At 44.8% G+C, this 19,231-nt stretch carries 16 protein-coding genes and 2 pseudogenes; 7 read left to right on the forward strand and 11 right to left on the reverse strand.

Features of this window, described 5'->3' with window-relative positions; all coding sequences use genetic code 11:
- Both L5M18_RS18175 and L5M18_RS18180 read left to right on the forward strand, forming a co-directional pair.
- A pseudogene (locus L5M18_RS18175) lies at positions 1 to 239 on the forward strand (IS4 family transposase); the annotation flags it as partial.
- A 2-nt stretch (positions 240 to 241) separates the two neighbouring features.
- Positions 242 to 1,288: pseudogene (locus L5M18_RS18180) on the forward strand (hypothetical protein); the annotation flags it as partial.
- A gap of 175 nt (positions 1,289 to 1,463) precedes the next feature.
- Here L5M18_RS18180 and L5M18_RS18185 read toward each other — a convergent pair.
- The gene (locus L5M18_RS18185; protein ID WP_105250128.1) at positions 1,464 to 1,838 is read right to left on the reverse strand and encodes a PH domain-containing protein; all 375 of its coding nucleotides are present in this window, start codon (positions 1,836 to 1,838) and stop codon (positions 1,464 to 1,466) included.
- A gap of 201 nt (positions 1,839 to 2,039) precedes the next feature.
- Complete coding sequence (locus L5M18_RS18190) at positions 2,040 to 3,956, reverse strand: peptidase U32 family protein (RefSeq protein WP_263198095.1); 1,917 nt, start codon at positions 3,954 to 3,956, stop codon at positions 2,040 to 2,042.
- Between the two features lie 203 nt (positions 3,957 to 4,159).
- Between L5M18_RS18190 and rluA the strand changes: the two genes are divergently transcribed.
- The 3 genes from rluA to L5M18_RS18205 all read left to right on the forward strand — a co-directional run bounded on the left by rluA (position 4,160) and on the right by L5M18_RS18205 (position 9,462).
- Positions 4,160 to 4,837, forward strand: coding sequence for a bifunctional tRNA pseudouridine(32) synthase/23S rRNA pseudouridine(746) synthase RluA (rluA, locus tag L5M18_RS18195; protein ID WP_263198096.1), 678 nt, complete (start codon positions 4,160 to 4,162; stop codon positions 4,835 to 4,837).
- 95 nt (positions 4,838 to 4,932) lie between these two features.
- Positions 4,933 to 5,394: a transcriptional regulator AsnC gene (gene asnC, locus L5M18_RS18200; protein WP_006080290.1), complete on the forward strand. Its 462-nt coding sequence runs from the start codon at positions 4,933 to 4,935 to the stop codon at positions 5,392 to 5,394.
- 207 nt (positions 5,395 to 5,601) lie between these two features.
- The gene (locus tag L5M18_RS18205; RefSeq protein ID WP_198572892.1) at positions 5,602 to 9,462 is read left to right on the forward strand and encodes a S8 family serine peptidase; all 3,861 of its coding nucleotides are present in this window, start codon (positions 5,602 to 5,604) and stop codon (positions 9,460 to 9,462) included.
- Positions 9,463 to 9,530: 68 nt separating this feature from the next.
- Here the strand turns inward: L5M18_RS18205 and L5M18_RS18210 are convergent, their stop codons facing one another.
- From L5M18_RS18210 to L5M18_RS18250, 9 genes are all read right to left on the reverse strand, one after another.
- Positions 9,531 to 10,301, reverse strand: a complete 771-nt coding sequence (locus tag L5M18_RS18210; RefSeq protein ID WP_006080287.1) for an ABC transporter permease — start codon at positions 10,299 to 10,301, stop codon at positions 9,531 to 9,533.
- Positions 10,298 to 11,236 (reverse strand): ABC transporter ATP-binding protein, encoded by a 939-nt coding sequence (locus tag L5M18_RS18215; protein WP_263181964.1) that lies wholly within the window; start codon positions 11,234 to 11,236, stop codon positions 10,298 to 10,300. The genes L5M18_RS18210 and L5M18_RS18215 overlap by 4 nt, the downstream gene beginning before the upstream one ends.
- A gap of 203 nt (positions 11,237 to 11,439) precedes the next feature.
- The gene (gene hpt / locus L5M18_RS18220) at positions 11,440 to 11,970 is read right to left on the reverse strand and encodes a hypoxanthine phosphoribosyltransferase (protein WP_028761726.1); all 531 of its coding nucleotides are present in this window, start codon (positions 11,968 to 11,970) and stop codon (positions 11,440 to 11,442) included.
- Between the two features lie 7 nt (positions 11,971 to 11,977).
- Positions 11,978 to 12,637: a flavin prenyltransferase UbiX gene (locus L5M18_RS18225; RefSeq protein WP_113939774.1), complete on the reverse strand. Its 660-nt coding sequence runs from the start codon at positions 12,635 to 12,637 to the stop codon at positions 11,978 to 11,980.
- Between the two features lies 1 nt (position 12,638).
- Positions 12,639 to 14,033, reverse strand: a complete 1,395-nt coding sequence (mpl, locus tag L5M18_RS18230; protein ID WP_113939772.1) for a UDP-N-acetylmuramate:L-alanyl-gamma-D-glutamyl-meso-diaminopimelate ligase — start codon at positions 14,031 to 14,033, stop codon at positions 12,639 to 12,641.
- Positions 14,034 to 14,231: 198 nt separating this feature from the next.
- On the reverse strand, positions 14,232 to 14,855 hold the full coding sequence (locus tag L5M18_RS18235) for a hypothetical protein (protein WP_006080282.1): 624 nt from the start codon (positions 14,853 to 14,855) through the stop codon (positions 14,232 to 14,234).
- Positions 14,856 to 15,024: 169 nt separating this feature from the next.
- Entirely contained in the window at positions 15,025 to 15,891 is an 867-nt protein-coding gene (locus tag L5M18_RS18240; RefSeq protein ID WP_113939771.1) for a sterol desaturase family protein, read from the reverse strand.
- Between the two features lie 131 nt (positions 15,892 to 16,022).
- The gene (locus tag L5M18_RS18245; RefSeq protein WP_105250134.1) at positions 16,023 to 17,054 is read right to left on the reverse strand and encodes a DUF2804 domain-containing protein; all 1,032 of its coding nucleotides are present in this window, start codon (positions 17,052 to 17,054) and stop codon (positions 16,023 to 16,025) included.
- Between the two features lie 215 nt (positions 17,055 to 17,269).
- Positions 17,270 to 17,794: a porin family protein gene (locus tag L5M18_RS18250; protein ID WP_372833719.1), complete on the reverse strand. Its 525-nt coding sequence runs from the start codon at positions 17,792 to 17,794 to the stop codon at positions 17,270 to 17,272.
- 227 nt (positions 17,795 to 18,021) lie between these two features.
- Between L5M18_RS18250 and L5M18_RS18255 the strand changes: the two genes are divergently transcribed.
- Positions 18,022 to 18,588 (forward strand): YajG family lipoprotein, encoded by a 567-nt coding sequence (locus L5M18_RS18255; RefSeq protein WP_105250136.1) that lies wholly within the window; start codon positions 18,022 to 18,024, stop codon positions 18,586 to 18,588.
- Between the two features lie 29 nt (positions 18,589 to 18,617).
- The gene (locus tag L5M18_RS18260; protein ID WP_028761870.1) at positions 18,618 to 19,202 is read left to right on the forward strand and encodes a peptidylprolyl isomerase; all 585 of its coding nucleotides are present in this window, start codon (positions 18,618 to 18,620) and stop codon (positions 19,200 to 19,202) included.
- The last annotated feature ends 29 nt before the right edge of the window (positions 19,203 to 19,231 follow it).

The following is a 19,231-nucleotide window of genomic DNA, read 5'->3' on the forward strand; positions in this document are numbered from 1 at the left end:
ATCGGTCCACCCACCCCAATCAACTGAGTTTTCGGGATGCGGCGAGTTATATCATCTTCAAGTTGACACAACTGCCATCACAAACACCGGGGAATGTCCCGAGAGACGTATTGGATATAGAACGAAATGCACGGCAATTTAAGCTGGATGGTAAACGGGAAAGGGCATATCCACGAGTTCTTAAAATGAGCAAAAACAAGTTTCCGGTTAGACCAAAGAAAAATGCCGTTCACTCTTAAGTGAACGGCATTACTCGGTAGCCCCTTTTATTGAATACCACGAAAACCAGCAAATTCAGATGTACCTACCGCACACACAGGGCAACCGTGATGGCACTGCTCGCTGGTTTTATGAAGATGGCACGATACGTACAATTTCTGAATATGAAGTTCGTGATGGCCAAGGCTACCTCAAAGAGTCCAGCTTTTATAATAACAAAGGGATCCTCGAATCCTATCAGAGTCACTCGAATACCCGCTGCGGCTATAATCTTGATAATAATCAAAGGGAATACTATCAAGAAGGTATCGCCGATACTCGCATCGAATACTATGAAGATGGCGCCATTCGCTGGTTACTCACCCGTACGCAAGGGGATTTATTTAGCTCTAAATCCTTATCCCCTCAAGGTTTAATTTTAGAAACTGGCACAATCCAAATTACTAATGGTCGTTACCTCGATATCGGCCACTGGCAACGTTTTACGCCCCAAGGAAAAGTGTACCGCGAAGCCTGGCTAGATGAACAAGGCCAACTGATAGAAAGCCGTCACTACTTTGATTTTCATGAAAATATAGCAACTCAGGAAGATGAAGAACCTGAATGGGATAGCCCAGAAAATCCTAGTTATGACTATGATGAAGACGATGCTGATGGGCAAAGTAACGGACCAAATAACCGTACGGATGACAGCGAACATCATGCTAGCAATAGTAGAAATAACGCATATTTATCTCGTCAGAAGTATCACGCCCCCAATGGCAATACCGCGACAAAACAGCGAGAAGATAAAACAATAGCAGATGTCGCCACTCACACCGAAGAACCCATATTGGCTTATCACTTAAAATTTGATGATGAAAGCAAGCTTTATGCAATGAAACGCTATCATCCCAATCGCCAGATTGCCGAAGAAGGTAATTTACAAATTCAGGGACAGGAGCAATTCTGGGTCGGCATCCACAATCAATACGATGAGCAAGGCAAACTCAAGCTTTCCGAAACCTATACTATGGCGGGCGAACCGATAGAGCACTCCACTAGCACAAGTAGGATAGTGTTAAATTAATCAAGCAGATTTGAATCACACTCGATAGCGAGGATAGGTAAGCCCAGATAAAACTTGGCTTACCTTACTCACATTAACCGTCAGCTTGCGATAACAATTCCAAGCTTGATAGCACTAAATGAATCTAAGTCGCAGCACTAAGACTAAAGTGCAAAAAAACTAAAGTGCAAAAAAACTAAAGTGCAAAAGTAGCAATAGTCTTTTGAATACCCACGACATCCGTGCCACGCTTGAGTTCTTTGACTAAAGGTTCGCTCTGGCCTGAGATCCAAATTTTAAGCTCGGCATCCATATCAAAATGCCCTGTCGTTTCCACTTCAAAATGGGTAATGGATTTATAAGGTATTGAATGGTAAGTAACCTTCTTACCTGTAAGTCCCTGCTTATCAATTAAGATCAGGCGTTTATTGGTGAAAATAAACAAATCACGGATCACTTTGTAGGCGAGTTTTAATTCTTCTTGAATGCCCATGATAGGCCTTAATTCCTCGGCTAATTCCTGTAAATCAACCTCAGCAGCATTACCGAGTAAACCGTCTAACAATCCCATTTTAATATCCCTTATTATTAATATTATTTTCAATAAGATATCTGCTCATTACCGCATGTGCAATATAGGGCTTTGATGAAAATATGGGAGTGGCGATGGTGAGAGCAACATCAATGAGAAGTAGGCTGTTATAGGCGCGCAGATGCAAGCTGAATAGGTGCTAGGAGCATTGCACTCGGGCAATGCTCCTAATGACAAATATTAAAGGTGCTTCTGGCCTCGCACTTGACGGTTTTCGCCGACCACCATCATTTCGCATTTAGGGCAGTCGAATACCAACTTGAGCACATCATTGCCGATTTCAAGCACCATAGGATCGGCCTTGATGCCTGGTACTTCCTTCGGACACAAATTAAAGTTAAAGCGCAGACAATGCTTAGTGATCATCAATGGCACGTCTTCGGTGACGCCATTTTTCTCATAGGTGTCTTGGATCTCAATTACGCCGTGGCGTTGATAAAAATCCTTAGCCTTTTCGTTGGCAACATTACCTAAGTAACTCAAATGCTTGACGGGATAGACTGCATCTTGATTATGCTTCCACGGCAATGGACGCACATAACCTTGCACACGAGCAGCCTCTAGAGCGGCCACACCATCACGGCGCAGACCATTGAGCACAGATGCAGGCAAGAACCAAGCTTGGGCCGTATCGATACTAATGCTACGGGCAACAAAGTCGGTACTGCCGAGCTTACCCAGCTGAGTGCGAGTATTTTGTAAGGTCTTATCGACATCAGTCGCAGGCGTCTTCTCTACCACTAAATTCACTGTGGCTGTAAGGCCATAGATATCCGTCAATGTCAGTGCCAGTCCTTCTTGGGTGTCGCTCAACCGTAAATCGACGCCGATAATCCGCTTAGAAGATTCTTTCGATAACAGGGCTTCGAAGGCTTGGTTATGGTTACGGTACAAAGTCATGCCGACCTTTAAATCCTTTGGCACCTGCAATATATGCAGTTTTAACCCTTCGGCGCGGTTAACCCGCAGGCCTTGCAGCTTGTCATCGGATTGTTTTGCCATAGCAAAATTCGCGGGGAAAAACGCTAAGCCATCGCCGTTATTAAACTCATGGGTCGAACTCACTTGGATAAAGTCTTTACCTATGCTGACCACTTTACCGACTTCTTCGCCTATGTATTTGGGCGAGCGAAAATCTTTAATTCCTTGGCTACGTTCGTTAACAAAGTAATCTGTACTGCCACGGTTAAAGGTCTTTTCAGGATCAGGGGTAAAACTATGTTCGCAGCGGCCGTGGGATGAAGCCTTAAACTCAGGGCGACGCGCCATAATCGCATCCAGCTTTTGGCGATAATGCGCGGTGACGTTTTTAACGTAACTTAAATCCTTTAAGCGACCTTCAATCTTAAACGAGCGAATGCCCGCATCAATGAGCGCTTCGAGGTTTTCAGTTTGGTTATTGTCTTTTAAAGACAATAAGTGTTCATTCTGCGCTAATACATCCCCTTGACGTGTTTTAAGATTCCCCGGCAGGCGGCACATTTGCGAGCATTCACCGCGGTTAGCACTGCGGTTACTAAAGGAATGACTCAAGTTACACAAACCACTGTAAGCCACACACAAAGCACCGTGGATAAAGAATTCGAGTTGCATATTGGTATGCGCGGCGACATCACGGATTTGGCTTAAGCCCAATTCACGGGCAAGCACCACCTGAGAAAAACCAACTTGCTCTAAAAACGCCACTTTTTCTGGACTGCGGTTATCCATTTGGGTACTGGCATGCAGGGCAATCGGCGGCAAATTGAGTTGTAATACGCCCATGTCCTGCACAATCAGCGCGTCAGCTCCCGCTTCGTACAATTCCCAAATGAGTTTTTCGGCGTCGGCCAGTTCGTTATCCATCAAAATGGTATTGAGGGCGACAAATACCTGAGCATGGTATTGATGAGCATAAGTGCACAGGCGCGCGATATCTTCAACACTGTTACCCGCCGTTGCCCGCGCACCAAATGCAGGACCACCTATGTATACCGCATCGGCACCATGGCGTATGGCTTCGATACCGTAGTCAGCATTTTTTGCAGGCGCCAATAACTCAAGACGGTTATGGACGTGAGAAAGATTCTCGGGAGTGTATATCTCTGGCTGGCTCATGGCTTCACAGACTCAAAATGATCATTAACGAAAAGGACGGGAGTATAACAAAAACTCAAATACAGCTCTATCAGCAAATCATCAACTAATCCGCTTTACTTTTGTCAGCAAGGATAATGGCACAGCCGATCTTTTGGCCTCACACTTGCGCCCTCAAGCCTAGCAGAGTATCTTTGCCCCGCATTGACGAATAGGCACTATTTATGACTGATTTTATTTACCAACCACCGACCACTCCTTGGCTCGATATTCTTTATCAAGATAAAGACATTATCATCATCAACAAACCTTCAGGATTGTTGTCTGTGCCCGGTCGCGACCCCGCCCATTATGACAGTGTCTATGCCCGGGTAAAAGCAGAGCATCCCCATTGTCAAATCGTCCATCGCCTCGATATGGCAACCTCAGGTGTGATAGTTGTCGCCCTTATTCGTAGCGCCGAGCGGGAATTAAAACGTCAGTTCCACGATAGAGAAACCAGCAAAACCTATTATGCAAGGGTTGCAGGCCATGTCAAAAATGACACTGGCAGCGTTGATTATCCACTGATCTGCGACTGGCCAAATCGCCCTAAACAGAAAGTCGATCATCTTGTTGGCAAACCGTCTTTGACTCACTATCAAGTAATGAGCCGCGCCAAACGCTCAACGCTGGTTAAACTGACGCCAATCACAGGCCGCTCACACCAATTACGGGTGCATATGATGGCGCTAGGACATCCGATCTTAGGCGATGGTTTTTATGCCGACTCACTGGCAAAATCCTTAGCGCCTCGACTATTACTACATGCAGCAGAGCTCACCATCAAACATCCCTACTCGGGCGTCAGTATAACTTTTAGCGCAAAAGTCCCTTTTTGTGAGCCTTTGGGCGAACAATGATCACTAAAATCAAATAATACGGGCAAAATCGGTAGCAATTCCCCATAAAAAAACGTAACTTTATGACAATTCACTACGTTATAGAGAGTTTATTTATGGATACCGCATTTCAGCGCGATCAACTCGATAATCATATCCTCGAAGCCCTAATGCAGGATGCCCGCACACCCTTTGCCGAACTCGCTAAACGCTTTAGCGTTAGCGCCGGCACTATCCATGTTCGGGTAGAAAAAATGAAGCAAGCGGGGATCATTACAGGTGCGCAAATCACGGTAAACCCTAAAGCCCTAGGCTATGACGTTTGCTGTTTTATCGGTATCAACCTTAAAAGCGCTGGCGATTACCCCGCCGCTATCGCCAAACTCAACGCTCTCGAAGAAGTCGTCGAAGCCTATTACACCACAGGCAACTACAGCATTTTCGTAAAGGTCATGTGCCAATCCATCGACGGCTTACAACACGTGCTCATCAATCGCATTCAATCTATCGATGAAATCCAATCAACAGAAACCTTGATCAGCCTACAAAACCCAATCGTCAGAGCGGTTAAGCCTTAAACAGGAAAAACAGCAAACTACCTGCAAACAACATAACAAACCGCAAAGTGTGATTAACATCTTTTTTACCGCAAAAGTGTTAACCATACGATATATTTGTGTTACAACTTCATTGCTGACACCAAAGAGTACAGCAAAAACTATAACAATTCAGCTACGGGCACGTTTAATAAAGTGCTGAAAGCATTAATTGACAAGGAAGAAGTTGTGAAGACAAAACTATCGATCGCTATCTCCGCTGCACTACTCTCAAGCGCAGCTATTGCTAACAGTGAATTTACATTTAAACCTTACTCACCCGAGATCACATCTCACGATAAATTTAGCAAACCTAAAGTGGCAACAACAAATTTAGGTGCACCACAACGTTTTATTGTTGAAATGGAATCTCCTGCACTCGCTAAATACCAAGGTGGTATTGGCTCGTTTGCTGCAACAGCTTCAGCAAAAGAAGGTCAAAAAATTAACGTACAGTCAGCTGAAGTAAAAAGCTACGCCAATCATCTTACAAAAGAGCAGAACAATTTTTCTTCTGCTCTAGCTAAAACAGTACCTAATGCAAAAATAGAACGCCATTTTCAAACATTATTTAATGGTGTCACTGTTGTTGGCCAAGGATTAACCGCTGAAAAACTGGCTCAAATGCCAGGTGTTAAATCAGTCTATCCAGAAACCATGTATGAAATAAACATGGATGCTTCTCACCAAGTTATTAATTCCCAAGCAATGTGGGAAGCCGTTTCTGGGATGGAAAATGCAGGTAAAGGAATTAAAGTCGCAATCATTGATGGTGGCATTCGTCCTGAAAACCCCATGTTTACTGACGCTGGCTTTACTGCACCAAGTGGAAATTTACCATCGGATGACTATTGCTCGACTGTTGATGCATCTTTCTGTAATAACAAACTAATCGTTGCGCGTTGGTCACAACCTACATTCCCTGTTTGCGCTGATGAATACATGAGTCCACTCGGTTTTGGTGGCCATGGTACTCACGTAGCAGGAACCGCCGTTGGCAATAAAGTATCAACAACCTTCAAAGAAATCCCTGTTGAGTTATCAGGCGTTGCTCCAGCTGCATACTTAATGGTTTATAAAGCTCTTTATAGTAAAGCTGACTGTACTGGTGGTAGTGGTTCAAACATCATGTTAATGGAAGCCTTAGAACATGCTGTTAATGATGGCGCAGATGTAATCAACAACTCATGGGGGGGGAGTGCTGGTAGTGATCCAGCTAGCAGCCCATACAAAACCATGTTTGAAGCTGCAGAAGCTGCGGGTGTTGTTGTAGTTAGTGCTGCCGGTAACGATGGTAATGGTCCTCAAACTATCGGCTGCCCTGCTTGTATTGAATCAGGAATAACTGTTGCTAACACTACAACAGGGCGTTTTTTCGCTAATAGCTTTAATATCGGTGGTGGTGATTTACTTGCTGTCCCAAGTTCTGATGCTGTGCTTTCAGAAGATATTACCGCTCCAGTTATTGCGGCCGTTAATTTAGATGCTGAAAATGCCAATGGTTGTGATGCCTTTGCTGCGGATTCGTTCAAAGATGGCATTGCATTGATTTCTCGCGGAACATGTAACTTCTCATTAAAAGCCACAAACGCAAAAGCTGCAGGCGCTAAAGCCCTTGTAGTTTATAACAATGCGGCAGGTGCACCAACGACTATGTCTATGCCTGGTGAACCATTCCCTGCTGTCATGATTACGAAAGATGCAGGTTTAGCCGTAATTGAAGCCATGGGAGATGCTGCAACAACAGGTACAATAATTGCTAAAACTAAACGTATCATGGTTTCTGAACTTGCTGATAACCTAAATAGCACCAGTTCACGCGGTCCTAATGGCAACCAAAATATTCTTAAACCGGATATAGCAGCACCTGGTACCAACATTCTATCAGCCTTTTCTCCTGATGATGGTGGTGAAGACTTCAATATGATCTCTGGCACCAGTATGGCAAGCCCTCATGTTGCAGGTGCGGCAGCTCTTATGAGCCAACTGCACCCAGAGTGGAGCGCAAATGATATAAAAACGGCTCTCACTTCTACGGCTAAATATGAAGACATTCTCGATGATGATGCAACAACCCCAGCAACTCCATTTGACATGGGTGCAGGTCGCATGGATTTAGATGCTGCAGCCAAGGCAGTATTAACCTTTGACAAACCTTCAATTGCTTCAGACTCTTGCGTTGGTCCATGCACCTTCACTCGTACTGTCTATAACAAAAGCGATGCAACGACATCTTGGAGCTTATCAACTTCATCAGATAGCACAGGCATCACAGTATCCCCCTCTACCTTAGAACTTGCCGCAGGAGCCTCTGCCACGTTTACTGTAACCGTTGACTCAACTTTCGCTGAATATGGCGAGTGGATCTTCGGAAACATATTAATCAACAGCACGGAAGGGTTACAAAATGCTCATTTACCTCTAGCTGTTTTAGCTAAAGAATCAAGTAATGCATCCTTAATTTCTACACTAACAACCAAAACAGATATTACTGCGAGTGATGTGATCCCATTGGTTGCAACTGTGAACAATAATGTATTTGCAAATACAGTCACAGTAACAGCGCAAGCGCCTAAAGGTACTAAACTAACCTCAAAAGATGATGTAAAAGTCACTTTAGCAGGTGCAACACAAAATGGATTGCAGGTAAATGAAGATTTAGGGGTTGTCACATGGGTAGGCCAACTAGATTTACCTAAAATGGCAACAACCAAAGGTGCTCAAAGATTTCCAAGTATCGTTGGCTTAGGTGTTGTCCCCGTTACTTGCCCTGAAGGCTGTGATGAACAAGCCTTTACTTTTACAGTTCCAAGCTTTAAATACAACGGTGTGAGCTACAGCAAAATAACAATCTCAGACAATGGGTTAGCGATTGTTGGCGGCGGAAGTGCAAGTGGTACTTTTGCAAATAAACAATTACCAGATGGTAGTAACCCAAATAATATCCTTGCTCCATTCTGGTCTGATTTCGACTTATCAGATAAGTCTGTCGGCGATACTGGTGGTGGTGATTTAGCCGTTGGTGTATTCACTGATGGCGCTGGGGTGAAATGGTTAGCTTTAGAGTGGAATAAGGGCAAACTCTATGGCGATACATCAGGTAACGCTTATACATTTAGTATTTGGATTAGGACAGGTGATACTGAAGAGGTTGTCTTTAACTATATCAATATTCCAAATATACCTGCAAACGTCACTATTGGTGCAGAGAACGTAGGCGGTACTATTGGGACGACTTATAACTTTAATGGTACAGGTGGCAGCATTGCAACTGGTGATGCACTAACCTTAAAAAATACAACAGCAGGAAATGTCACTATTAACTATGATGTTAAAGCAACAACTCTCAATGTTGGACAAGCCGATGTAATTGAAACCAACGAAGAAGCTTTAGTCTCAATTGATGTCTTACAAAATGATACCAAACCAGATATGAAAGTTGCTCGAGTATCAATTACAGGTGATGGCATTACGGCAAACGCCCAACGCATTATTGATATCATGCCAAAAGGTGCATTAGGCAGCTTAGCTATTGTACAAGCACCTTCACACGGCACTGCTTCAATCAATTCCGCTGGTGGAATTGATTACACTCCAGCGAAAGATTATTTCGGTTCAGATATGCTTAGCTATACATCTGCAGACGAAGATGGCAATACTGGCGAAGCTACCACCGTAACGATCGACGTAAAAAATGTGAATGATGCTCCAGTTGTTGCACCACAGCCTCAAAGCGGTGTTGCAGGAAATGCAATCACACTAAAACCCAATCCGTTAGACGTTGATGGAGATGTTTTAAGTTATGTTTGGGCTCAAACAGGAGGAAAGACCTTAGAATTTACTCCAACAAACGAAAACATAACTGTTACTCCATCTGAAGCAGGAACTTACACGTTTACCGTAATAGCGAATGACGGAAAGCTCCAAAGTAATCCAGGAGAACTAGTACTAACAGTTAAAAGTAAACCTGATAGTTCAGGTGGCGGTGCTCTAGGTTGGCTAACCGCCTTGTTGTTACCTCTAGCGGCAATGCGTCGTCGTATGAAGTAACGAGAAGTTAAACAGTAAAAAGGGAGCCTTAATGGCTCCCTTTTTTAATATGCTCTCAATAAATATGTTTACGAACGCAGGCCGATTCCGCGCGAGACTAAGTAATACGCTAAGGTCCACAGGGCGACACAGAAACCGATCATAATGGCGATGGATAATGGCACGCTGATATCGGCAAAGCCTAAAAAGCCGTAGCGGAACACGTTGATCATATAGACCACAGGGTTAAGTGCCGACACGCCTTGCCAAAATGGGGGCAAGAGTGACAGGGAGTAAAATACGCCGCCAAGGTAAGTTAATGGGGTAAGCACAAAGGTGGGGATGATACTAATGTCGTCGAAGCTTTTAGCAAAAACAGCGTTAATTAAGCCACCCAATGAAAATAACACTGAAGTTAAAAACACTGTCATCACCACTAAACCTGCATGATGTAAGCTAATGTCGACAAAGAACATGGCCACTAACGTCACTATTAGGCCGACACACAAACCGCGCGCCACGCCGCCACCTACGTAGCCAGCAATCAGCACATAATGGGGCACAGGTGCCACCATCAACTCTTCTAAATTACGTTGAAACTTGGCACTGTAAAATGAGCTAGCGACATTCGAGTAAGAGTTAGTGATCACCGACATCATGATCAAACCAGGGGCGATAAACTCCATATAAGATACGCCGCCCATTTCTCCAATCCGGCTGCCGACTAAGTTACCAAAAATCAAAAAATACAAGGTCATGGTAATCGCTGGCGGGACTAAGGTCTGGATCCAAATTCGCGTAAAACGATTAATCTCTTTACTTAAAATACTTTTAAAGGCAATAAAGTAGAGCTGATTCATGCTGAGGCTCCCTGAGTTTTCTTCACGAGTTCGACGAAGAGTTCTTCTAACCGATTAGACTTGTTACGCATCGATAGCACTTCAATATTGGCTGCGCTCAATTGGCTAAAGACATCGTTAAGATTATGCTCTTTCGCTACATCCACCTCTAAGGTATGAGAGTCGGTTAAGCGACAAGCCATGCCATCGAGCACGGGGGCCGTTCCAGTATCGCGACGAAGATCGAGAATAAAAGTCTCCATATTCAGCTTACTCAGTAGCGCCTTCATGCTAGTGCATTCCACTAAAATACCTTTATCGATAATGCCGATATTACGGCAAAGCATTTCCGCTTCTTCAAGGTAATGAGTGGTCAGGATGATCGTCACGCCCTGCTGGTTTATTTGTTTAAGAAACTCCCACATAGAGCGGCGCAGTTCAATATCCACACCTGCGGTAGGTTCATCTAAAATCAATAATTTAGGTTCGTGCATCAGAGCGCGCGCAATCATTAACCGTCGCTTCATCCCGCCGGATAATTCCCGCGAAGGGCTATTGCGCTTTTCCCACAGATCCAGTTGGCTTAAGTATTTTTTGGCACGCTCAAGGGCGATAGGTTTTGGCACACCATAGTAACCCGCTTGATTCACCACAATTTGCAGCACGGTTTCAAACTGGTTGAAGTTAAACTCTTGTGGCACTAAACCAATGCAGAGCTTGGCGTGTTCTAGCTGCTTATCGATATCATAATCAAAGACTTTGACCGTACCAGAACTCTTCTGCACTAAGGAGCTAATAATACCAATCGTGGTGGATTTACCCGCACCATTGGGGCCGAGCAAGGCAAAGAAATCCCCTTGATTGACGGTAAGGCTGATGCCTTTGACCGCTTCTACGCCGCCTTTATAGGTTTTTTTAAGCCCTTCGAGTACCAGAGCATGGGTAATATTCGCCATATTTGTACCGATCCTTACACATTAGAAAGTAATAAGATGGTGCTAAAAAACACAATTACAATGATGGGTTGCAGAACTAAAGCAAAAAATTAGCTAATTGATTGAAAAGAAAAAATTTAATGATTCAATCATTAATGCTTTTTATATTGCAGCAAAAAGCAAAACTCCCGCCTGTTGCGGGAGTTTTAAACTGTATCGGACACTTAATCGAGTGGTACGACTTTGGCGATATAAGGTAGATTGCGATACTGCTCGGCATAATCAATACCATAACCTACGATAAACTCATCAGGGATAGTAAAACCGATAAAATCGACCTTCACATCCACTTCACGACGTTCAGGTTTATCCAGCAGGGTGCACAGTGCAAGGCTCTTAGGCTCCCGCAGTAACAACATCTCGCGCACTTTGCTTAAGGTGTTACCTGAGTCAATCAAGTCTTCCACAATCAATACATCGCGACCGGCGATATCTGATTGCACATCTTTCAGCACTTTCACATCCCGTGAGCTGGTCATAGTATTGCCATAACTGGAAACCGACATAAAATCGATTTCAACATGACCTTTAATGCGGCGACATAGGTCAGCCATAAAGACCACTGAGCCTTTTAACAAGCCTACCATCAGCAGACGTTCACTGTGGGCATAATGGGCATTGATTAGCTCGGCCATTTGATCCAATTTCTGGCTTATCTCTTCAGCAGAGATCATCACTTCGGTGGTGTGTTTCATATAAGTCTCAATTGTCGAGGTCGCGGTTAGACTGTTTGTCATAACCCCAGCGACTCGTTAATGCATGGTCAACGCCCAAATGATCGAGAATTCGAGCGACCATGAAGTCTACCAGATCTTCTACCGATTTGGGATTGTGATAAAAACCGGGTGCAGCGGGCATAATGGTCGCGCCGAGGCGAGAAAGGCTTAACATATGCTCTAAGTGTATGGCACTAAAAGGAGTTTCCCTCGGTACTAGGATAAGTTGGCCGCGCTCTTTAATCACCACATCGGCGGCGCGTTCGAGTAAATTATTACTCATTCCGGTAGCAACTGCCGCTAACGTCCCCGTTGAGCAAGGACAAATCACCATTTGTTTAGGTGCTGCGCTACCCGATGCAGGCGGTGAAAACCACTCATCTTTGCCTAATACCACTAACTCGCCAGCAATAATCACGCCTTTTTCGTGCAGCAAAGCCAACAGCTGGGCATGGGCTTTGTCACTGTTGGCGCTTAACTGTATGCCGTGTTCCGTCGCCAATACCACTCGAGCTGCACTGGAGATCATCAAAAACACTTGATATCCCGATACCAACAGACACTCGAGTAACTTAAGCCCATAGGGAGCACCAGAGGCGCCCGTCCAAGCTAAGCTAATCGCCTTAGTCGACTTTGCGTAGGCCATGTTAGCTAACCTGCTCTACAGTTGAAGCCTGTTCTAATGCGGCCAGCAGCTTCTTATGTAACCCACCAAAACCACCGTTACTCATCACCACTATGGTGTCGCCTACTTTGGCGGTTGCTGCGACTTTGGAGACCACATCATCAATTTGATGTAACACAGTCACAGGGATCACCGCCGCTTCCATAGCTTCTTTCATATTCCAGTCGATGGTATCGGCTTGATATAAAAAGGCTTCGTCGGCTTGCATCATAGAAAAAGCTAAAGTGTCTTTATGGACACCACTCTTCATGGTATTTGAACGCGGCTCAAGTACCACAGTAATTTTGCTCTGCCCAACCTTAGCCCGCATACCTTTTAACGTGGTCGCAATCGCCGTTGGATGGTGTGCAAAGTCGTCGTATACGCTCACACCATTAACGGTTCCGAGTAATTCGAGTCGACGCTTAGGTGGCATAAACTTAGCTAAAGCTTCAATTGCAGCACTCGGCTTAACGCCCACGTGACGTGCGGCAGCAATGGCCATCATGGCATTTTCAATATTGTGTTGACCAATCAAATCCCATTCGAGAATACCTTGGGACTCGCCATCAAAAAATACTTCAAAGCGATGGCAATCATCACTTAACGCTTTGCCATACCAACCGCTGGTCGATTCGGCTAAATGATAGGTTTCTTGCTCACTCCAACAACCCATATCAATCGTTTGCTTAACGGCATGGGAATCGGCGGGCCAAATGATCTTGCCTTCACCAGGAACGGTGCGAACTAAGTGGTTAAACTGTTTTTGAATCGCAGCCAGATCGGTAAAAATATCGGCATGATCGAACTCAAGATTGTTGATCACTAAGGTACGCGGATGATAATGCACGAATTTCGAACGTTTATCGAAGAAGGCACTGTCGTATTCGTCGGCCTCAACGACAAAGAAAGCGGTCTTGCCTAAACGTGCCGACACACCAAAGTTTTGCGGTACGCCACCGATTAAGAACCCAGGCTCATAACCGCAATCATCTAAAATCCAGGCTAACATGCTAGATGTCGAGGTTTTACCGTGAGTGCCAGACACTGCCAGCACCCAACGCTCAGGCAAAATATGATCGGCTAAAAACTGCGGGCCAGAGGTATAAGGGATGCCAATGTTCAACACGGCTTCCACGCAAGGATTACCCCGGCTCATGGCATTACCAATGACAACTAAGTCAGGATAGTGCCCTGCTTCACCCAGCTGGCTAGGATCAAAACCTTGAATAAGCTCAATGCCTTGGTCCTCTAGTTGCGTGCTCATTGGAGGATAGACATTGGCATCCGAGCCCGTCACTCTGTGCCCTTTGGCCCTAGCCAATAACGCTAGACCACCCATGAAGGTTCCACAAATTCCTAAAATATGTACGTGCATACCGCTCGCTCTGATGTGTTGAATTCACCGCCATTCTAATCCATCGGGCGACAGATTGGCAGGTAACAATCGGTGAAAAGCACAGCAATCACAAATGACAGTTTCAAAATCAGTAGATTTCACATTTGAGCTGCAGAACTGAGATTTTTAGATAACAGGTCAACTAACACAAGGCCGAAAACTGTCGCAATGCAGGTACTAACGTAAGTCACGGTAGAGCTGAGCGTGCTGGCTACGGTGCCGACTAAATAAGAATTGACGTAAGGCTTCACGCTCTTCGGTTTCGGCCTGAAACTTAACGAAGGCCAGACCTTTCTCGCTACGAATAGGCTCGATATCGACGCGCATAGTCTCGCCATTGGGCAATTGTAATTGCAGATCTTTACTGCCTAACAATTGCTTAAATTGCTGCTGTGATTTAGCACGGATGGCCATGCCAGAACTGGATAACGAGGCAACAGACCATTGCTCACCTTGATCGTGGTCGAATATCCACACATCATCGGCTTGAGTTAACCGCCAACTGCGCTCCACTCCCGAGGCATCTAGCACTTCAGGCACACCTAAAGTGGGTTGAAACTGTCCAAAGTCATCCACTTTCATCAATAGTGGAAACCAGAGTTTATAGGGCCCGACTTCGGCCAATAGAGTGAGTTTTGCCTTACCGAGAATCGAAGCGATAACTTGCGGCACTTCAGTTGTGACTGTGAGCACGTGATTGACCAGGGGATCGTTAGTCAAGGCAGTGCCCACACGAGTCGGCGAAAAAAGTTCGCTAAAACAAGCAAGCTCCTCCGCGGATAATCGAGGTTCATCCATCATGATACGTCCTCCCAAGTTAAATTCCTTATCCCAAAAAGTACCACCAAAGTATGGGATTGTACATTTTTACACCAAAACAGTGGCAAAAAACGGAATATAGGCTAGCAAGGCTAAATTCAAGACTCTATTAGCCATTTGCGCTATTTAACTTGGAAAATGCAGTGGATTGTTATTCCTCGCTTTTTAAACTGCTGGAAGGCGGAGCAAACAAGATACGCAGTCGTTGTTTAACACTCAATCCTGTCGCGGTAACCTCTGCAAACATGTCTCGCCATTCACTAAAAGTCACTTTAAAGGGATTAAAACTATTCACTGGCTTAGTGATGCCGTAAATCACAGTCTCCACTTCGGGCTCAAAGGTACCAAACAGCTTGTCCCAAATAATCAGCACACCCGCATAGTTTTTATCTATATATTGGGGATTACGACCGTGGTGCACCCTGTGATGTGATGGAGTATTGAAGACCCATTCCAGCGGTCCGAGTGATTTAATCGCTTGGGTATGCACAAAAAATTGTAATCCCAGATTGAGTAATACCACAAACACCACCCAGTTTGGATCGAAACCTATGACCACCAGCGGTAGCCAAAATACCCACATGCCTGCAAAGGGATACATTAAACTCTGACGAAACGCAGTGCTAAAATTCATATTCTCAGAGCTATGGTGCACCACGTGAGCCGCCCACATCCAGCGGACTCTGTGGCTCGCCCTGTGGAACCAGTAATAACAAAAGTCCTGCGCGACCATCAAGGCAATAAAGCTCAATGGGCCCATTTCAATATCGAATAACTTCCAACCAAACATCGCCAGATACAGCTTAGCGATCAGCAAACCAGTGAGTAAATCAGCACCTTGATGCATGGCCGCGAGGCTGAAATTACACAGCACTTCTTGGCCGCGATAACGTGCACTTAACGGTAGTTTTTGTCTTTTATCGCCAAAGTACCATTCCAGCAAAATACACACGAAAAACAAAGGTGCGAGCACCAGCAGTAACAATTCTGGGTGCTGGATCAGCGAGGCGATATCCATATAAGATCATCCTGTTCTATTTTTATTTTATGGTTATTTTTATTGTTACTTTTATAAAAATTCTGACTGCATTCTATAAACTGCATTCAACGCAACAACGCAGGCAGCAGCGATCCCTTAGTCATCGTTAGCTACCAGCGGGCATAATGATCTTCGGCGAGTCCCAGAACATTATTTAACTGGTAACTGTGCCCTTGATTATCGGTAATAGTGCCGCTGAAATGACCGATGAATTGGCGGAAATTACTCTTAAGCAAGAGCAAATTACGCTTTTCACTGCGACAATTGCGCGCCGCAAACTGCAAATCCACTTGGCCATTTTGACTGTAGACTCGCCAAACCTCGGCGCCGAGCGTGGCATGGCGATCAAACTCAAATTGCACTGGCCCGAGTAAATGACGCTCGCCATTAATCCAAAAGACATTTTCAGTAGCCCCAGTTTCATTAACACCCGCCGCTAAATTAAGTCCCATAATGCCCTCATGGATCCGCGCGTTAATTGACGCCCAGCGCCAACTGGTATCACGGCGCATATAACCCGCCGAAAAGTCATAGCCTGCTAAAGCTTGATTCAGCGGCTGCGGCTCATGACCCACAGTCAAACTACCTTTAACGGTCAAACCATTATGCTTTTGTGTGTAAGTCCAGCCGTTGTATCCAGTAGGACTACACATAGCCATAGGCAAACTTAAGGGGGCTGAGTGTAAAGTCACATCGGCTTGAATATTTTTAGTATCAATCACTAACCGCCAACCGCCCTCTACAATCTCAAAGCTTAACTGCGCCCCTTTACGGCCAATACTACTTCGGCCCTCGGCTGGCGATGGTGTCATTTGATAGCCAAACCTCAAAGGTTTTAGCCAATCAAGCTGGGTGAGTGTGTTGGTTTTTATGTCGTATAAATAACAAAAAGCACTGCCGACGTAGGCAATATCGGCAAGCGCGATGCCTAGGACATAACGCGGCGTGACCAAAGAGACAAACTGAAATTGTTTATAATCGAAATGCTTAGCCCACGCTGAAGCAGGTTTATCCATGGTATCAAAATAGGCAAAGTCCGCTAAACCTAAGGTTTTGACTATGCCATCGAAATGACCGAAATGGGGTAAGCCCTTCGGATTGATCAAGTTATCTGGGGCGATTTGCGTTGCTATCGTTAACATGACTAAGCCTTACAAAAAAGACGCGGGAGCATCTATGCTCTCTCATTCTAAACATCGAATTTTTACTCTAACCTGTCCCCCATTGCATTAAAAGAGTGCAAGGATAAAATGTTGTCATTTTGTTGCCAGCCAGTATTCGGTTTAATGTTTTAAATTCCTTGTTTGTAAAACGATTAAAGCGCCGAAAGGCGCTTTAATCGTTGGATAAGGAAAGATTAGAATCGGTAGCTAATACCAAAGTTGATCCCCTGTAATTCAAGCTCTTTCATCGGGATATATTGGTATTCCAAATTCAAACCGAATCCTGACTTAAATCGATATTGCCAGCCTGCAGCGCCATAAAAACCGACATCATCCGAGTCCATATCTTGTTTATCTATCTCATAGCTGACTTGAGTGTAAGCAGCGCCTAATTTGGCATACAGGCTGTTACCACGAGACAAAGCATACTCACCGTAAGCGGCGGTTCTAACACCTTGGTAACGTAAATCTTTTATCTCACTGATGACGCTAACAAGCGCACTCGCCACCCCACCTGAACCCGCTAAATAACCCGCCTCAAACCCAAAATGCTCGTTGAGCATATAGCGGTAATATAAGTCGCTGGTTAAGGTGTCACCCGCATCATATTTACCGTTCTTAGTTTCAAATTCTTGGGTACCGTAACCTAAACTACCACCCAGTATATGGGCAGAATCGCCCGCGAGCGCATTGGAGCTCATCATGCCTGACGCCAGCATCAGGCCAACAAATAACGAAGTGAATGATATTTTTTCCATATTTAACCTGCCTTCCATGCCTTGTAACTATGCGAATAAATGATGTGAATGCACAGAAAACACGGATGTGAATAATGAGCACAAGATATTAGCAATAAAAGCTGTACCTCAACTGAATCACGGTGTTCTGTGGCATCAAAAGTGATTTCTGGTATGCTGTAGCCACTTTTACTTGTACGAGAGATCCCATGAAACGGCTATTACTGACCTTGACTTTCCCCCTGCTGTTCGCGGGCTGTGCCAGCCAAAATCCGACTCATATGGCTTTCAGCCCTCAAGTGCCCAATATCAGCCAACAAACGGCGCAACTTGTACCTATCGCTCTTGAAACGGTAGATACACGCACAGTCGATTATGTTGCTCGTTTTATTGAAGAAGGGACAAAAACACGTTTAGTTGGCCCGAGCGAACCGCCTAAACTGTTACTTGATGAAGTATTCCGCGCAGGTTTTGCTCAAGCGGGCTACCAAATCGACCCAAGCGCAACTAATTCAGTGCAAATTCAATTAGAAGAATTGCAAATGGATATCACTAAAAAGACCTTTGGCTATGAGGCAAAACACAGTGTGTTAATCGCAGTTCAAGCCAAAAACTCCACCCAAGAGCTGGTTAAACGCTATAAAGCCAAAGGCACTTTAAAAGGTCCTTTAACGCCCGATTTTGCAACCTTAGAACTGGATATGAACAAATTGCTCGGCCAACTTACCGGCGAGATTCTAAACGATCCTGAGCTTAATCAGTTTCTACAAAAATAACAGCGTCAGTTTATTATAAGGAAATCAATATGCTCCGTTGGATATCAGCCCTCTTACTCATCTTTATGAGTCATCATAGCCTCGCACTCGACATTCAGGCCGATACCTTGTATCCCAGAGTCGAATTTGATACTAGCTTAGGCAAAATCGTGGTCGAGCTAGATAGAACTCGTGCACCAATCACTGTCGATAACTTTTTAACTCATGTCGTTAAAGGCGAATACGACAACACAATATTTCACCGCGTGATCAGTGACTTTGTGGTGCAAGGCGGCGGACTCACCCCCAAGTATGAAGAGCTCCCCGAGGGTAAGCCGATAGTCAACGAATCAGGAAATGGCCTAACAAATAGCATGGGCACGATCGCCATGGCACGTGAAAACGAGCCGCACTCAGCCACTCGTCAGTTCTACTTTAACGTAGCCGACAACACTAAGCTCGATCCCTCTAAACGTCGTTGGGGTTATGCCGTATTTGGTGAAGTGATTGAAGGTAAAACTGTCCTCGAAGCTATGGCTGTCGTTGAGACAGGAACTAACACTAAGCTCAATTGGCCCGATGTTCCTGTTACCCCTATCATATTGAAAAAAGCCAAATTATTACCAAAACAGTAATCAAAATATAATTTCGAGCAAAAGCGCTA

This window comes from Shewanella sp. SM20, assembly GCF_025654545.1.
GTDB lineage: Bacteria > Pseudomonadota > Gammaproteobacteria > Enterobacterales > Shewanellaceae > Shewanella > Shewanella oncorhynchi.

Bases quoted from the DNA above. Each gene is read 5' to 3' on its own strand.
- L5M18_RS18185 (WP_105250128.1), bottom strand. From the start codon at position 1,838: ATGGGATTGTTAGACGGTTTACTCGGTAATGCTGCTGAGGTTGATTTA.
- L5M18_RS18190 (WP_263198095.1), bottom strand. From the start codon at position 3,956: ATGAGCCAGCCAGAGATATACACTCCCGAGAATCTTTCTCACGTCCAT.
- rluA (WP_263198096.1), top strand. From the start codon at position 4,160: ATGACTGATTTTATTTACCAACCACCGACCACTCCTTGGCTCGATATT.
- asnC (WP_006080290.1), top strand. From the start codon at position 4,933: ATGGATACCGCATTTCAGCGCGATCAACTCGATAATCATATCCTCGAA.
- L5M18_RS18210 (WP_006080287.1), bottom strand. From the start codon at position 10,301: ATGAATCAGCTCTACTTTATTGCCTTTAAAAGTATTTTAAGTAAAGAG.
- L5M18_RS18215 (WP_263181964.1), bottom strand. From the start codon at position 11,236: ATGGCGAATATTACCCATGCTCTGGTACTCGAAGGGCTTAAAAAAACC.
- hpt (WP_028761726.1), bottom strand. From the start codon at position 11,970: ATGAAACACACCACCGAAGTGATGATCTCTGCTGAAGAGATAAGCCAG.
- L5M18_RS18225 (WP_113939774.1), bottom strand. From the start codon at position 12,637: ATGGCCTACGCAAAGTCGACTAAGGCGATTAGCTTAGCTTGGACGGGC.
- mpl (WP_113939772.1), bottom strand. From the start codon at position 14,033: ATGCACGTACATATTTTAGGAATTTGTGGAACCTTCATGGGTGGTCTA.
- L5M18_RS18235 (WP_006080282.1), bottom strand. From the start codon at position 14,855: ATGATGGATGAACCTCGATTATCCGCGGAGGAGCTTGCTTGTTTTAGC.
- L5M18_RS18240 (WP_113939771.1), bottom strand. From the start codon at position 15,891: ATGGATATCGCCTCGCTGATCCAGCACCCAGAATTGTTACTGCTGGTG.
- L5M18_RS18245 (WP_105250134.1), bottom strand. From the start codon at position 17,054: ATGTTAACGATAGCAACGCAAATCGCCCCAGATAACTTGATCAATCCG.
- L5M18_RS18250 (WP_372833719.1), bottom strand. From the start codon at position 17,794: ATGCTGGCGTCAGGCATGATGAGCTCCAATGCGCTCGCGGGCGATTCT.
- L5M18_RS18255 (WP_105250136.1), top strand. From the start codon at position 18,022: ATGAAACGGCTATTACTGACCTTGACTTTCCCCCTGCTGTTCGCGGGC.
- L5M18_RS18260 (WP_028761870.1), top strand. From the start codon at position 18,618: ATGCTCCGTTGGATATCAGCCCTCTTACTCATCTTTATGAGTCATCAT.